Annotated in this window: 12 protein-coding genes; 3 read left to right on the top strand and 9 right to left on the bottom strand. The window is 60.6% G+C overall.

Annotated features, from left to right (window positions below; translation table 11 throughout):
* Positions 1 to 2 precede the first annotated feature (2 nt).
* The 3 genes from iscR to ABH945_RS04505 all read right to left on the bottom strand — a co-directional run bounded on the left by iscR (position 3) and on the right by ABH945_RS04505 (position 1,649).
* On the bottom strand, positions 3 to 533 hold the full coding sequence (iscR, locus tag ABH945_RS04515) for a Fe-S cluster assembly transcriptional regulator IscR (protein WP_074764424.1): 531 nt from the start codon (positions 531 to 533) through the stop codon (positions 3 to 5).
* Positions 534 to 674: 141 nt separating this feature from the next.
* Positions 675 to 1,172: a low molecular weight protein-tyrosine-phosphatase gene (locus tag ABH945_RS04510; protein WP_429249847.1), complete on the bottom strand. Its 498-nt coding sequence runs from the start codon at positions 1,170 to 1,172 to the stop codon at positions 675 to 677.
* A gap of 237 nt (positions 1,173 to 1,409) precedes the next feature.
* Positions 1,410 to 1,649 carry a hypothetical protein gene (locus ABH945_RS04505; protein WP_429249846.1) on the bottom strand — a complete coding sequence of 80 codons (240 nt, stop codon included), beginning with the start codon at positions 1,647 to 1,649 and terminating at the stop codon, positions 1,410 to 1,412.
* 251 nt (positions 1,650 to 1,900) lie between these two features.
* Between ABH945_RS04505 and ABH945_RS04500 the strand changes: the two genes are divergently transcribed.
* Positions 1,901 to 2,443, top strand: a complete 543-nt coding sequence (locus ABH945_RS04500; protein WP_429249845.1) for a hypothetical protein — start codon at positions 1,901 to 1,903, stop codon at positions 2,441 to 2,443.
* 239 nt (positions 2,444 to 2,682) lie between these two features.
* On the opposite strand, the gene ABH945_RS04495 is transcribed toward ABH945_RS04500, so the two are convergent.
* Together ABH945_RS04495 and ABH945_RS04490 are read right to left on the bottom strand one after the other, a co-directional pair.
* Positions 2,683 to 4,098 (bottom strand): lactate utilization protein B, encoded by a 1,416-nt coding sequence (locus ABH945_RS04495; protein WP_429249844.1) that lies wholly within the window; start codon positions 4,096 to 4,098, stop codon positions 2,683 to 2,685.
* A 142-nt stretch (positions 4,099 to 4,240) separates the two neighbouring features.
* Positions 4,241 to 4,963, bottom strand: a complete 723-nt coding sequence (locus ABH945_RS04490) for a (Fe-S)-binding protein (protein ID WP_074764434.1) — start codon at positions 4,961 to 4,963, stop codon at positions 4,241 to 4,243.
* 178 nt (positions 4,964 to 5,141) lie between these two features.
* On the opposite strand from ABH945_RS04490, the gene ABH945_RS04485 reads away from it, so the two are divergent.
* Positions 5,142 to 5,957 (top strand): IclR family transcriptional regulator, encoded by an 816-nt coding sequence (locus ABH945_RS04485; protein WP_074764436.1) that lies wholly within the window; start codon positions 5,142 to 5,144, stop codon positions 5,955 to 5,957.
* A gap of 117 nt (positions 5,958 to 6,074) precedes the next feature.
* Here the strand turns inward: ABH945_RS04485 and pbpG are convergent, their stop codons facing one another.
* The gene (gene pbpG, locus ABH945_RS04480) at positions 6,075 to 7,259 is read right to left on the bottom strand and encodes a D-alanyl-D-alanine endopeptidase (protein WP_429249843.1); all 1,185 of its coding nucleotides are present in this window, start codon (positions 7,257 to 7,259) and stop codon (positions 6,075 to 6,077) included.
* 780 nt (positions 7,260 to 8,039) lie between these two features.
* On the opposite strand from pbpG, the gene ABH945_RS04475 reads away from it, so the two are divergent.
* Positions 8,040 to 8,612 (top strand): phasin family protein, encoded by a 573-nt coding sequence (locus ABH945_RS04475; protein ID WP_074764440.1) that lies wholly within the window; start codon positions 8,040 to 8,042, stop codon positions 8,610 to 8,612.
* Positions 8,613 to 8,987: 375 nt separating this feature from the next.
* Here the strand turns inward: ABH945_RS04475 and lpdA are convergent, their stop codons facing one another.
* From lpdA to aceE, 3 genes are all read right to left on the bottom strand, one after another.
* A complete protein-coding gene (gene lpdA / locus ABH945_RS04470) occupies positions 8,988 to 10,775 on the bottom strand; it encodes a dihydrolipoyl dehydrogenase (protein WP_429249842.1) in 1,788 nt (595 codons plus the stop codon).
* A 285-nt stretch (positions 10,776 to 11,060) separates the two neighbouring features.
* Complete coding sequence (gene aceF / locus ABH945_RS04465; RefSeq protein WP_429249841.1) at positions 11,061 to 12,713, bottom strand: dihydrolipoyllysine-residue acetyltransferase; 1,653 nt, start codon at positions 12,711 to 12,713, stop codon at positions 11,061 to 11,063.
* An 84-nt stretch (positions 12,714 to 12,797) separates the two neighbouring features.
* Entirely contained in the window at positions 12,798 to 15,494 is a 2,697-nt protein-coding gene (gene aceE / locus ABH945_RS04460) for a pyruvate dehydrogenase (acetyl-transferring), homodimeric type (protein WP_074764446.1), read from the bottom strand.
* Positions 15,495 to 15,762: the final 268 nt, after the last annotated feature.

Genomic DNA, 15,762 nt, shown 5'->3' with positions numbered 1-15,762 from the left:
CCTCACGAACCGGCCATGTTGAAAACGGAATTCGGCCCTTTCGGCGCGACGCGCACGGGCTCGACCGTCGCCGCTTCGTTCCGCCTGTCGCGCAGAACTGCGGGCGCGCCTTCGCGTGAACGTTGCTGATCGACGAGATCTTTCAGGGAAACCGAATCGAGGTACTCGACCATTTTCTGGTTCAGCGTGGACCACAATTCGTGGGTCATGCAGTGGCCGTCGTGCTGTTTGGTGCCTTCGCACGAGCCCTTGCCGCCGCATTGGGTGGCATCGAGCGGCTCGTCGACCGCGATGATGATGTCAGCCACGGTCACGTCTTCAGCGCGGCGGGCCAGATTGTAGCCGCCGCCCGGTCCGCGCACGGACTCGACGATTTCGTGACGACGCAGCTTGCCAAACAGCTGCTCGAGATAGGACAGGGAGATATGTTGGCGCTGGCTGATTCCTGCCAGCGTCACCGGGCCCTGCTCCTGGCGCAGTGCCAGGTCAATCATCGCCGTGACGGCGAAACGGCCTTTCGTGGTGAGTCTCATATAGTGTGGGACCGCAATTCTCGACAAGTTTTGTCAAGTATAAATACATGAGCGATTTAGTCAAGTATCCCTATTGCGATTTGGGTCATTTGCTTAATTACTGACTTTGCACGAAGGGGCGTCGCTCAAACGCCGCCCGGCCTATGCCAGCAACTGGGGACGCAACGCCGCGATCAGACCGCGGCAGGCTGCTTCGCACTGATCGAGCACCTGCTCAAAACCTTCCGCGCCGCCGAAGTACGGATCGACGACTTCGCGGGCGCCGCCCCAGCGGCTATCCGACTCGGGCACGAATTCCATCAGCAGGCGGATCTTGTCGCGCTGCGCCGGAGGACAGATCTGACGTAATGCGGCGATGTTCTTGTCGTCCATTGCGATCAGCAGGTCGAAGCGCTCGAAGTCGGCTGCAGCAATCTGGCGTCCACGCAATGCGGCCAATTTGTAACCGCGCTGCCCGGCGGCACGTTGTGCGCGCTCGTCGGGAGGCTCGCCGATATGCCAGTCGCCCGTGCCCGCCGAATCGATCAGGATGCGCTCAGCCAGCTTGGCCTCGCCGACCAGATGGCGCATCACGCCCTCCGCAGTCGGCGAACGGCAAATGTTCCCCAAGCACACGAAGCAGACGGACACAGTTTTCATCAGGAGTTTTCCGGCGCTTCAGGACGCCACGCGTAAAAGACTGACGGTTAGCAAAGAGTGCCGCGATTATACAAAGCTGCACAAAATCTCGCCTGGCGCCGCGCCGGGGGTGCGAAGTCAGGCTAAATCCCGGCTGTTGCGCGGTTTGTGTTTGCGCGCGATGCCCCACGCGTGCAAACCCGATGCTGTGCAACTTTTTTCGCGCTCCCTTCGATTAGCCTGCGTTTGAACCTGCGCTCAGGAAGCGTCGGCCAACGGTATCGCGGTGGCAGCCCGCATGGGTTTAGCCGGCAGCGACGACTCAGCGTCAATCATTCCGTACGAGACAGCACGCGCGAGTTCGGCGGTCAGTTGATCTGCGCCAAGGGGAGCCTGCGACACGCGCGATGCGGCATTCCCGCAAATATGCAGATAAGCAACGGCAGCAAGGGGCACAACAATGGCAAGGGGCCAGTACACCGATATTGTCTTTTTCATGATGTTTTTCCGATTAGGGGCGCATGAGCTCGTGACCCACTATGCCCAGTCGAAATCCTATAGGAATTCGCAATCGGGAAAAACCCACCTATTCGAGATACAGCGTTGCTCCAGATAGAACAGTGAATTGACGGATATAGGCAACGCTGTCGCTGAGAAAAATAAATCCTTACAAAGACATACAAAGCTCTTGCGACGGATGGCGATAATAGCGGTCTTACAGATGTAATCCACTCGCACTGGTCTTTGACATGAAACGTTTTGCACCACTCGCCGCCGTCGCGTTCGCCGCTCTGCTCGGTGGCTGCGCGGTCTATCCGGACGGCACGCCGATGTACAGCAACGGTTATGGCGGCGGCTACTCCGGCTATGACGGCTACGCGCCAGGCGCTGCAGTCGTACCGCAGACCAACGTCTACCTGGGGTATGGCAACTACTCGGAACCCGGCTACTACGGCGGACCGGGACGCTACTACGGGCCAGGCCCCGGCCCTCGTGGATATCCCGATCGGGGTCACCCAAACAATGGCAACTACGGCAACCACGACAATCGCGGCGACGACAACGGTCACCGCGGGCCGCCGAACGGTGGGCCGCCGCCGCAGGGCGCAGTGGGTGGGCCTCGCGGACCGGGTGGAGCACGACCAGGCGTGGGCGGACCGCCGCCGTCGCAACCGCAGCAGCAGGCCGGGAATGGTGGTGGGACAGGTAACGGCGGCAATGGTGGCGGTGAGTCGAGACGAGGCTCGGGCGGCTTCAATCGCCAATCAGGTGGACAGAATGGTGAGCATTAAGTTAAGTGTGGCGGCCGCTGGGCACTAGGCGCGCTTGACAGGATACGCGGCGAGTTGCCTGCACGTTGGAGACCACCGTGCAGGTTCACCGGTCAAAGCAATTATCGGCAGCTTTGTAAATCGCCGCTCGGCCCCATGTGCCTCTGCAGCCCAAGCGCTATTTTCAGTTGGTTGCGGAGCACCTACCTGCCAACTTGCGCACTCTGCGCAAAAACGGCCCTCGAACGTAAACAGCCGCATCAGCCAATGTGACTACGCTGCGCCGCGTACAACTCCCTGAACGTACGACCCACCGGCGCCGGCATGTCGCGGGTATTGGTCCAGCCCGCGCCGCCCAACGGCAATCTGGCAATCGACCGATTCCGGCCACCCATTCGCTCCAGCACCCGCACGGCCAGCTTGGTGAAAAGCGCATAAGCGTCGGGATGGAGCGCCAGAAAACCCCAAACGGCAAACCCCACCCGCTCCTTCCACGGACGCAGTCGCCGTTCGACCTGCTTCTCGCGCAACTTGCGCAGCAGATCCGACAATGGAATGCCCACCGGGCAAACGCTGTTGCACTCGCCGCATAGCGTTGCGGCCTGTGGCAAATCGAGCGCCTTGTCGATGCCGACATAGCTCGGCGTCAACACCGATCCCATCGGGCCGGGATACACCCACCCATACGCATGACCGCCCACCTTCTGATAAACCGGGCAATGGTTCATGCACGCGCCGCAGCGGATGCACCGGAGCATCTCCTGGAAATCGCCGCCGATCAGACCCGTGCGCCCACCGTCGACCAGTACGACATACATATGCTCAGGTCCGTCCTGATCCCCCCCGCCGCGCGGCCCGGTCAGCATTGAAAAATAGTTCGACGTGACCTGCCCGGTTGCCGAGCGCGGCAACAGACGCATTGCCGTCGCCAGGTCTTCCAGCGTGGGCAGCACTTTCTCGATACCCGTAACGGCCACATGCACTCGCGGCATGACCGTGCACATGCCCTCGTTGCCTTCGTTCGTGACCAGCACGACCGAACCGGTTTCCGCGACCACGAAATTGCCACCCGTCACGCCCATGTCCGCGCTCATGAAATGCGGACGCAGCATTTCCCGCGCCTCGCGCGTCATATCGGGAATCTCGGTCAAACGCGGCCGGCCATGCGTCTTCGCGAACAGGTCCGCAATCTCGTCCTTATCTTTATGGACGACCGGCGCGATGATGTGGCTCGGCGGTTCGTTGTCGTTGATCTGAAGGATGTACTCGCCCAGATCGGTTTCGATCGACTGCACGCCCATTTGCCCGAGCACTTCGTTCAGACGCATTTCTTCGGTGACCATCGACTTGGTCTTGATCACCTTTTTCACGTCATGCTTGCGCGCAATGTCACCGACCAGCCGCGCGGCTTCCTGAGTCGTTTCGGCGAACAGCACGGTCACGCCGCGCCGGGCGGCCTCTTGCTCGAAGGTTTCCAGCCACACGTCGAGATTTTCCAGCGCGCGATTGCGGCGCTCCTTGAGCGCGGCGCGGGTGACGGGGAAATCGATCGCGGTCATCGCCGACGCGCGGGCCGACACGAACTTGGTGGAAAGCTTGGTCAGGTTCTGCTGCAAACGCTGGTCGGCGAGTTTCTGACCGGCGCGAGCCTTGAACTGCATCGTTTGAATCTGCATGGCGGCCTTTTGCGTAATCGAACACTAGGCGAAGACGACGCGCGCGAATCAGAACGCGCGAAATGGGATGCTGGAAGCGCCGGCTGTTGCAGTTGCGCGAAGCAGCCCGCGCCGACACACCAACGGCATACGGCCAACGCGGCTAGACGTCGCCGGCCAGCACCTGCGCGATATGCAACACCCGGGTGGTGGAATCCCCCTGACGGCGCAAACGCCCCTCGATATTGAGCATGCAGCCGAGATCGCCGAGCACCACCGTACCTGCCCCGCTCGCGCTGATATTCGCGCATTTTTCGTCGACGATCGCCGTGGAAATGTCGCCGTACTTCACCGCGAACGTGCCTCCGAAACCGCAGCAGTGCTCGCAGTCCTTCATCTCGGTGACCGGCACGCCCACCTGGGCGAGCAACGCGCGCGGCTGCGCCTTCACGCCGAGTTCGCGCAACCCCGAACAGGAGTCGTGATACGTGACTTCTCCAGTGAACTCGCCGGGCTGCAACTGCACCTTCGCCACGTTGACGAGGAAATCGGTCAACTCAAACACCTTGGCGCGCACGCGGCCGAAGCGGTTCATCAACTGGGGATCGTCAGCGAAAAGGTCGCCGTAGTGCGAACGGATCATGCCGCCGCACGAGCCGGACGGCACCACGATGTAGTCGAACTGCTCGAACTCGCGTACGGTTTTCTCGGCCAGATCACGCGCAATACTGCGCTCGCCCGAGTTATAAGCGGGCTGTCCGCAACAGGTTTGCGCGGGTGGCACGATCACCTCGAAACCGGCGCCTTCGATCAGCTTGATGACCGAAAAACCGATTTCGGGACGCATCAGGTCGATCAGGCAGGTGACGAACAATCCGACTCGCATGAGCCCTCCTTCGGGAAAACGTCCCTGATTATCCGCTGTTTGGCGGACAATACCAACGGCCAGAAGGCGTAGGACGAATAGTCTGCAAATTCGAATACGCCTTCGAACCGCGTTCGCTTTTTTCACCATACGAGATACAATCAATTTCCGCTGTTTGACGCGTCAACCGATTCCTCCCATGAGCGATACGAACCCGGATCCCAAAACATCGATCCAGGTGATCGAACGCATGATGCGCCTGCTCGACGCCCTCGCCGCGCATAGCGACCCGGTCAGCCTGAAAGAACTTGCCATCCGCACGGAGCTGCATCCGTCCACCGCGCACCGCATCCTGAACGATATGGTGATGTGCCGGCTGGTCGACCGCTCGGACCCCGGTACTTATCGGCTCGGCATGCGCCTGCTCGAATTGGGCAATCTGGTGAAGGCGCGTCTGTCGGTGCGCGACGCGGCGCTGACGCCAATGCGCGAGTTGCATCGGCAGACTGGCCAGACGGTGAATCTGTCGGTCCGTCAGGGCGACGAGATCGTCTATATCGAACGCGCTTATTCCGAGCGCTCGGGCATGCAGGTCGTGCGCGCTATTGGCGGACGGGCGCCGCTGCATCTGACTTCCGTCGGCAAGCTGTTTCTCGCCGCCGACGAATCGACCCGCGTGCGCGCCTACGCCACCCGCACCGGCCTGTCCGGCCATACGCAGAACAGCATCACCGATCTGACGAAACTGGAACGGGAGTTGTCGCACGTGCGTCAGCAAGCCTGCGCGCGCGACAACGAAGAACTGGAACTCGGCGTACGCTGCATAGCAGCCGGAATTTATGACGACACCGGCAAGCTGGTCGCAGGTCTGTCATTGTCGGCACCGGCGGATCGGTTGCAGGATTCGTGGCTGGGGCAAGTCAGTCAGACAGCGCTGATGATTTCGGAATCGCTGGGTTATCGGCCGCCTGCGCCGCATGATCATTCGCACGGCGGCCATAGCCACCATACGTAAGACCCACGCCCGATTTCCAGCACCCGCTCAGGCACAAAAAAAAGCCTCGCAACGATTGCGAGGCTTTTTCAATTTAGCCGGTCATCACACCGGCTATTCAAACTCATTCAACCTGCTTCAGGTGCCCGCGCCACCAGCGTCCGCACTGGTAATACGCGGCTGGTCGCCACCATTATCCAGCCACGTGCGAAGACGCGTAGCGTCCGCGAAACGCGAGTACTTGCCCGACGAATCGAGCAACACCAGGATCATCGGACGGCCATGAATGGTCGCCTGCATCACGAGGCACTCGCCCGCTTCGTTGATGAAGCCGGTCTTTTGCAGACCGATGTCCCACGTCGGATTACGCACCAGCGCATTGGTGCTGTTGTACGCCAGCGAACGCTTGCCGGTGTACACCTCGTAGCTGTGATCGGTCGAGAACTTGCGGATCAGCGGATATTGATACGCGGCGTTGACCATCTTCACCAGGTCGCGCGCGCTCGACACGTTCTGGCTCGTCAAACCCGTGGGGTTTTCGAAGTGCGTATCGGTCATGCCGAGTTGCTTGGCCTTCGCGTTCATCGCGGCCAGGAACGCCGGACGCCCACCCGGGAAGTAACGCGACAACGCTGCGGCCGCGCGGTTTTCCGACGCCATCAGCGCGATGTGCAGCATGTCTTCACGCGAAAGCACCGAGCCCACCGACAGACGCGAACCGGTGTTCTTCTCGTAGTCACGGTCTTCGTCGGTGACTTCGATCTGGTCGGTCATCGGCTCTTTCGAGTCGAGCACCACCATCGACGTCATCAGCTTGGTGATCGACGCGATCGGCACCACAGCGCGCGAGTTCTTGTCGAACAGCGACTCGCCGGTGTTCTGGTCGATCACGTACGCAACGCTTGAGCGCAGCATCAGCGCGTCTGGTGTTTCGTGCAGACCGAAAGCCTGACCGACGGTCGGTTGACGCGGTTCATACGCGACACGGCGCACGACCGAATGGTGACGGCCGTTGGCCGCAAAGGTCACGCGCTTGCGTTTGACGTTCGCGCGCGGCGCATCGTCGTCGGCAACGGCGGTTTTTGCGACCGCGCCTTTGCCGGCCTTAACCGACTTGCTCGACACCTTGGCGGTGGCGGCAGCCGGCTTTTTGGCAGCTTTGGCGTGTTTGGAGGTTTTTGCAGTTGCAGCAGACGTGGCGGCAAAAGTGGAGACGGGCGTGGCGAACGCCGCTGCGACGACCAAAGAGACGGCCACCGACAGAGCGGTGCTGCGGGCCGCGCCGTGGATCACTTTTAGCGACGAAAACATGTCGGTTTTCATGGGTGTTCGGTAGGGAGCGGCGAGAGGTTTCCGCAAGTGTAGTAAAACAACGAAAAATTAGCAATTTGAAGCACTTATAGGCGCTCCTTAAACCGGCTTGTAAGCTCCGATCGCAAAAACACGAATAAGTGCCGCGCATCGATCGAAAAAAACGATCGCTAGCGCGCTACGTCTCACTATTGCCGCCGCTCGCCAGAATCGAGTTGATTCTTCCAGCATAACGGCAATTTCGAGACAACCTTGATCAGGGGAAATACGGTTGATGCATGGGGCAAATACAGCGCCGCCTGTGCGAGGAAACAACGTCAGGGTCTCGCCGCGTTGACTGTTAAACGCTTGCAGGAAACCACCGACGCGCGTTCGACCGGTACTCAGGATTAACGTTCCATGACACTTTCCGGTTTACATCGAATCCCGAATTGATGATTTTTTCCCGGCTCAAGGAGTTACCGAATCACGCTGGCAAACCCTGAGCGACCGGTAAAAATTCCTCGCACCATTTCAATACATCAGCGTTTTTTCCGCACCAGCACGGTGCTACCGGTCAAATCGACTGACGTCATATGGATGTCATGCCTACTGCATAACGTATTGTTTTATCAGCACTTTCTTAATATTGTGCGACGCACAAAAAGCACTTGACATTCATTGTGGCCATCCTAAAATGGGAACCATTGCTGCGATGCACAATACATTGCGGCCCGGGGAGACGATCCACTGCGTCTCGCCACCAACCCAATGCGGTCCGCACAGACAGACCGCAACCCAGGAGCGTAAACCATGACTCTGCTGACCCCTGAGCAATTCGCCGCAGCCCAGAAAGCCAACTTCGACACTCTGTTCGGCCTGACGACCAAAGCATTTGAAGGCGTCGAAAAGCTGGTTGAGCTGAACCTGCAAGTTGTGAAATCGACGCTCGCCGAAAGCCAGGAAAATGCTCAACGCGCGCTGTCGGTGAAGGACGCGCAAGAATTGCTGGCGCTGCAAGCTAGCCTGGCTCAGCCGGTTGCTGAGAAGGCACTGTCGTACGGCCGTCACGTGTATGAGATCGTTTCGGCAACGCAAGGTGAATTCACCCGCGTCGCAGAAGCTCAATTCGAAGAGCAGAACCGCAAGGTCCAGTCGCTCGTCGAAAACGTCGCGAAGAATGCACCGGCTGGCTCGGAAACCGCCGTCGCCGTGATCAAGTCGGCTATCACCGCCGCTAACACGACGTACGAAACGGTTCACAAGGCAACGAAGCAAGCTGTCGAAATCGCTGAAAGCAACTTCAATGCGGCTGCTACGGCTGCGTCGAAGGCAGCTTCGCAAGCCGCTGCTCAGGCATCGCGCTCGGCCAAGAAGGCAGTTTAAGTTTCTCGCAGCAGCAACACGATTGATCTCGCAGCACGTCGGGTAGCACTTCTGCTGTTACCTATTACGCCGGCACAGCCCATCCGCTGTGCCGGCGTTGTCGTAAGCAACAGCGTCGTGCCGTTGCCGCTCACACAGTTTGATTGGCCGAACGCTCCGATACGTTGAAAACGTATCGTTTGCCCGGCGAAGTAGCCGGGATTTTTTTTGGCCCGGCTGACGCGGCCCCGCTGAAGCGCGACATGCGCCCTGCCCTGCCTCGCAGCCAAAGAAAAACGGCGCGCCTTTTTAAGGGACGCGCCGTTTTTTTCGCCTGTGCTTCCGCGAACCCGCCTGCGCTTACAACACACACGCAGACAGATTCTCGAGACGGCGTTACTTCTTCTTTTGCGGCGGCAGGTCGGTACAGACGCCTTCGTACAACTCCGCGGCCATTCCGATCGATTCGCCGAGCGTCGGGTGCGGGTGGATCGTTTTACCGATATCCGTTGCATCCGCGCCCATCTCGACTGCGAGACAGACTTCGCTGATCAGGTCGCCCGCGTTCAGACCGACGATCCCGCCGCCGATCACTCGATGCGTTTCCTCGTCGAACAGCAGCTTCGTGAAGCCTTCGTCGCGGCCGTTGGCGATCGCGCGGCCCGAAGCGGCCCACGGGAACACTGCCTTGCCGTACTTGATGCCCGCGGCCTTCAACTGGTCTTCCGTCTTGCCCGCCCATGCCACTTCCGGATCGGTGTAGGCCACCGACGGGATCTGCAGCGCGTCGAAGTATGCCTTCTCGCCATGAGCGGCTTCCGCAGCAACGTGGCCTTCGTGCACAGCCTTGTGCGCGAGCATCGGCTGACCGACGATATCGCCGATCGCGAAGATGTGCGGCACGTTCGTGCGCATCTGCTTGTCGACGTCGATAAAGCCGCGATCCGTCACCGCGACGCCGGCCTTGTCCGCGCCGATTTTCTTGCCGTTCGGCGTACGGCCGACGGCGACCAGCACGAGGTCATAGCGCTGCGCTTCGGCCGGAGCCTTTTCGCCTTCGAACGACACGTAGATGCCGTCGTCTTTCGCTTCGGCGCCGGTCGTTTTGGTCTTCAGCATGACGTTGGCAAAACGCTTGCTGTTGTACTTCTCCCAGACCTTGACCAGATCGCGGTCCGCGCCGGCCATCAGACCGTCGAGCATTTCGACTACGTCGATCTTCGCGCCGAGCGTGGCATACACGGTCGCCATTTCCAGACCGATAATGCCGCCGCCGATCACCAGCATGCGTTGCGGAATCTGACGCAGTTCGAGCGCGCCGGTCGAATCCACCACACGCGGATCTTCCGGAATGAACGGCAGCTTCACCGCTTCCGAACCCGCGGCGATGATCGCCTGCTTGAACTTGACGACTTTCTTGCCGCCTTCGGTCTGCACTTCCATGTGATTCGGATCGACGAACGCGCCGGTCCCCGTCACCACTTCGACCTTGCGCGCCTTGGCCATACCGGCGAGACCGCCGGTAAGCTTCTTGACGACGCCCGACTTGAAGTCGCGCAGCTTGTCCAGATCGATCTGCGGCTTGCCGAACGTGATGCCGTGCGCGCCGAGCGCTTCAGCTTCATCGATCACGAGCGCGGTGTGCAGCAGCGCCTTCGACGGAATGCAGCCCACGTTCAGACAGACGCCGCCGAGTGTCGAGTAACGCTCGACCAGCACCGTCTTCATGCCCAGGTCGGCCGAACGGAACGCAGCCGAATAGCCGCCGGGGCCCGAACCGAGCACGAGCATGTCGCATTCGATGTCCGCGCTGCCGGAGAAGCTGCCGGCTTGCGGAGCAGGCGTTGCCGCCTTCGATGCAGCAGCAGGTGCGGGAGCCGGAGCAGCCGCTTGCGCCGGTGCCTTCTCGGCTGCCTTCGGTGCCTCTTTGGCCGGAGCCGCTTCCGCCGATGTTTCGACGAGCGCGATCACCGTGCCTTGCGAGACTTTGTCGCCTGCCTTGACGCGAACTTCCTTGACGGTGCCAGCGGTATCGCTGGGCACTTCGATGGAAGCCTTGTCGGACTCGAGCGTCATCAGAGCCTGTTCGTTCTCGATGACATCGCCCGCCTTGATATTGACTTCAATGACATCGACGTCCTTGAAGTCACCGATATCCGGTACTTTTACTTCGACGAGACTCATAGTGTCCCCTTCTCTTATTGATCGTGATGACGAAGAACCATGCGACGTAGGACCTAAAAGCTGGCAGCACAAAGAACAGAACATCCTTTGCTGTCCGCCCAAGGACGCGCCTTTCTTTTGCTTACTTTTCTTTGGAAGACGCCCCGCAGGAAGTGCCCTTGGGGTGCAAAGAAAAGTAAGTGCCGCCCCGCACAGGGGCGACGCTAATAGACCGACGTGAAAGCAGGTTCTACAGAGAGACGCCGATCACAGACAACCGGAACCAGCGCCCCGCGCAACATCACATCAAAGAATCACACGCCGGAAATCGGCAAGAAGCGCCCCAAGATACGCATTGAAGCGCGCAGCTTCAGCCCCATCGATAACACGGTGGTCATAGGACAACGAAAGCGGCAGCATCAGCTTCGGCACGAACTGCTTCCCGTCCCAAACCGGCTTCATCGCGCCACGCGACAGACCAAGAATCGCCACTTCAGGCGCATTGATAATCGGCGTGAAGTTCGTGCCGCCGATCCCGCCCAGCGACGAAATCGAGAAGCAGCCACCTTGCATCTGATCCGGCTTCAGCTTGCCGTCACGAGCAGCCTTGGAAAGATCGGTCATTTCCTTCGCGATCTCGACCAGACCCTTCTTGTCCGCGTCACGAATCACCGGAACGACCAGGCCGTTCGGCGTATCCGCAGCAAAACCCACGTGGAAGTACTGCTTGAACACGAGGTTGTCGCCGTCGAGGCTCGCGTTGAACGTCGGGAATTTCTTCAGGGCCGACACGACAGCCTTGATCACGAACGCCAGCATCGTGATCTTCACGCCAGCCTTTTCGTTTTCCTTGTTCAACTGAACGCGCAGCGCTTCAAGCTCGGTGATGTCCGCTTCGTCGTTGTTCGTGACGTGCGGGATCATGACCCAGTTGCGATGCAGGTTCGCGCCCGAAATCTTCTTGATGCGCGACAGCGGCTTCGGATCGACCGGACCGAACTTGGCGAAGTCGACCTTCGGCCACGCCAGCACATTCAATCCGCCACCTGCGGCAGCCGGTGCAGCAGCACCTGCCGGCGCAGCGCGCTGGCCCGTCATCACGCCCTTGATGAACGCGGTCACGTCGGCTTGCGTAATGCGGCCCTTCGGACCCGTGCCCTTCACCTGCGTGACGTCGACGCCGAGTTCGCGTGCGAACTTGCGCACGGACGGCGACGCGTGGCTTGCATGACGCGCGCCGCCTTCACCCGCCGGAATCGACGGAGCCTGGGCGAGTGCGGACGGTTGTGCCGGTGCGGGCGACGGGGTCGCCGGCGCGTCCGACGGCTTTTCAGCAGCCGGCCGGGCCGCAGCGGGAGCGGGAGCAGGCGCCGCTGCCGGCGCAGCAGCGCCACCTTCGGCCTCGACCACCACGATCACCGAGCCTTCCGACACGTTATCGCCGACCTTGACCTTCACTTCCTTGACGACACCGGCGACCGAGCTCGGCACGTCCATGGTCGCCTTGTCGGATTCGAGCGTCACCAGCGACTGCTCTTTCTCGACGCGATCGCCGACCTTCACCGAGATTTCGATCACGGGAATGTCTTTGTAGTCGCCGATATCCGGCACTTTGACTTCCTGCAGGCCACCGCCCGCAGCAGGCGCCGCAGCGGGCGCGGGTGCAGCAGCCGGAGCCGGTGCAGCAGCAGGCGCCGGAGCGGGAGCCGCACCACCTTCAGCCGCTTCCAGCACGACGATCAACACGCCTTCCGACACGTTGTCGCCAACCTTGACCTTCACTTCCTTGACCACGCCGGCTGCCGAACTCGGCACGTCCATCGTGGCCTTGTCGGATTCCAGCGTAACGAGCGATTGCTCTTTCTCGACGGTATCACCCGCCTTGACCAGCACCTCGATCACAGGAATATCCTTGTAATCGCCGATGTCCGGCACCTTGACTTCGATCGCTTGACTCATTGTTAGTGTCTCCTGGGCCGCGCACGCGGCCTGCCCTTCTATTAAGGGCAGGCGCGCACGCCGTGGCACACGGGGAAGATGTCCTTAGACGGTCATCGGGTTGGGTTTGGCGGGATCAAGGTTGTACTTCTTGAGCGCCTCGGCGACGACCTTGCGTTCGATCGTGCCTTCATCTGCCAGTGCATTCAACGCGGCAACCGTGACCCAGTAGCGGTCGACTTCGAAGAAGTGACGCAGCTTTTCACGCGTGTCCGAACGGCCGTAGCCGTCCGTGCCCAGCACGACGAATTTCTGCGGCACGAACGCGCGGATCTGCTCGGTCAGCGCGCGCACGTAGTCGGTCGATGCGATGACCGGACCTTGTGCGTCCTTCAGCAGCTTCTCGACGTGCGAGAGCTTCTTCTCTTCGGTCGGGTGCAGCAGGTTCCAGCGCTGCACTTCGTGGCCTTCGCGAGCCAGTTCGGTGAAGCTCGGCACGCTCCAGAGGTCGGCAGCGACGCCCCAGTCGTTCTTCAGCAGCTCGGCGGCAGCGATCACTTCGTTGAAGATCGTGCCGGCGCCCATCAGCTGAACGCGCGGCGCCTTCGCATCGGCCTCGGCCTTGCTGAACGCGTACATGCCCTTGATGATGTCGGCCGCTACAGCTTCGCCCTGCGGAATCGCCGGGTGCTCGTAGTTTTCGTTCATCACCGTGATGTAGTAATAGACGTCTTCCTGATCCGCCACCATGCGACGCAGACCGTCCTGCATGATCACCGCGAGTTCGTAACCGAACGTCGGGTCGTAGCTGATGCAGTTCGGCACCGAAGCCGCCCACAGCAGCGAGTGGCCGTCTTCGTGCTGCAGACCTTCGCCGTTCAGCGTCGTGCGGCCAGCCGTCCCGCCCAGCAGGAAGCCGCGCGAACGCATGTCGCCTGCGGCCCATGCCAGGTCGCCGATACGCTGGAAGCCGAACATCGAGTAGAAGATGTAGAACGGGATCATGATCTCGCCGTGCGTCGAGTACGACGTCGCGGCTGCGATCCAGTCCGACATACCACCGGCTTCGTTGATGCCTTCCTGCAGGATCTGACCGGTTTCCGACTCACGGTAGAACATCAGCTGGTCGGAATCTTCCGGCACATACTTCTGGCCTTGCTGATTCCAGATACCGATCTGACGGAACAGGCCTTCCATACCGAAGGTACGCGACTCGTCCGGCACGATCGGCACGATGCGCTTGCCGAGTGCCTTGTCCTTCAGGAGGATGTTCAGGATCCGCACGAACGCCATCGTCGTGGAGATCTCGCGGCCTTCGCCCGTACCCTTCAGCAGCGGCTCGAATGCCGACAGTTCCGGCACCGGCAGCGAGTCGGCCTTCTGGCGACGCGCCGGCAGATAGCCGCCGAGGTCCTGACGGCGGGCACGCATGTACTCGAGTTCCTTCGAGCCTTCTTCGAACGTCAGGTACGGCACGTCGACGATCTGCTCGTCGGTGATCGGCAGACGGAACTGGTCGCGGAAATTCTTCAGCTGCTCCACCTGCATCTTCTTCTGCTGGTGGGTGATGTTCATCGCCTGACCGGCTTCGCCCATGCCGTAGCCCTTGATCGTCTTCGCGAGAATGACGGTCGGCTGGCCCTGCGAATTCGACGCTTCCGTGAACGCTGCGTAAATCTTGTGCGGATCGTGGCCGCCGCGATTCAGGTTCCAGATGTCGTCGTCGGACCATTCGGCGACCAGCGCCTTCAGTTCCGGCGTATTGAAGAAGTGTTCGCGAACATACGCGCCCGACTCCGACTTGTACGTCTGGTATTCGCCGTCGACCACTTCCATCATCCGGCGCATCAGCGCGCCCGACTTGTCGCGTTGGAACAGCGCATCCCAGCGGCTGCCCCAGATCACCTTGATGACGTTCCAGCCGGCGCCGCGGAATTCGCTTTCGAGTTCCTGGATGATCTTGCCGTTACCGCGCACCGGGCCATCGAGGCGCTGCAGGTTACAGTTGATCACGAACACCAGGTTGTCGAGACGTTCGCGGCCGGCCATGCCGATCGCGCCGAGCGATTCCGGCTCGTCCGTTTCGCCGTCGCCGAGGAAAGCCCAGACCTTGCGGCCGTCGGTCTTCGCAATGCCGCGCGCCTGCATGTACTTCATGAAGCGCGCCTGGTAGATCGCCATGATCGGGCCGAGGCCCATCGACACGGTCGGGAACTGCCAGAAGTCCGGCATCAGCCACGGATGCGGGTACGACGAGATGCCCTCGCCGCCCACTTCCTGACGGAAGTTGTCGAGTTGCTTCTCGGTCAGACGGCCGAGCAGGAACGCGCGCGAGTAGACGCCCGGCGACGAGTGGCCCTGCACGAAGATCAGATCGCCGCCATGTTCGGCGGACGGCGCGTGCCAGAAGTGGTTGTAGCCGACGTCATACAGCGTGGCAGCCGACGCGAACGACGCGATGTGGCCGCCGACGTTGGTTTCCTTGCCGGCGCGCAGCACCATCGCCATCGCGTTCCAGCGGGTGTACGAACGGATACGGTGCTCGATGTCCTGGTCGCCGGGGTTCTTTGCCTGACGCGCGACCGGAATCGTATTGATGTACGGAGTGTTTGCCGAGAACGGCAGGTGTTCGCCATGAACGCGTGCGAACTCGATCTGTTTTTCGATCAGGTAGTGGGCACGGTCGGGGCCTACTGCAGAAATCACGCCATCCAGCGCTTCCAGCCATTCGCCGGTTTCCTGCGGATCTTCATCTTTTTCAGCGGCGACGTATTTCATGACTTCGTCGGGTACAGCGGACATGCTCGTCTCCTGGATATAGAGGAACGCTCTTTGAACAGACGACGCGGACGAAGCACGGCCGCGGCAGCTTCGGCCAGATTGTAATGAGGGTCCCGACGTCCGCGCAACAAAATTTTCGAATTACGATATCGATTCTCACAATGCGAAAAATTGCTGCGGCGCAACCTGATTTGACTGCCGATCAGCGGATACGTCGGCTAGTTTGCGCCGAATAACGTGTCTTTCCGTGCTTTTTTGCGTCATTTGCGAGGGACGCGCTGCGCTACAA

This window comes from Paraburkholderia sp. GAS333 (genome assembly GCF_050435665.1).
In the GTDB taxonomy this organism is placed as follows: Bacteria; Pseudomonadota; Gammaproteobacteria; order Burkholderiales; family Burkholderiaceae; genus Paraburkholderia; species Paraburkholderia fungorum_A.
This window is presented reverse-complemented; position numbering and strand designations above follow the sequence as displayed.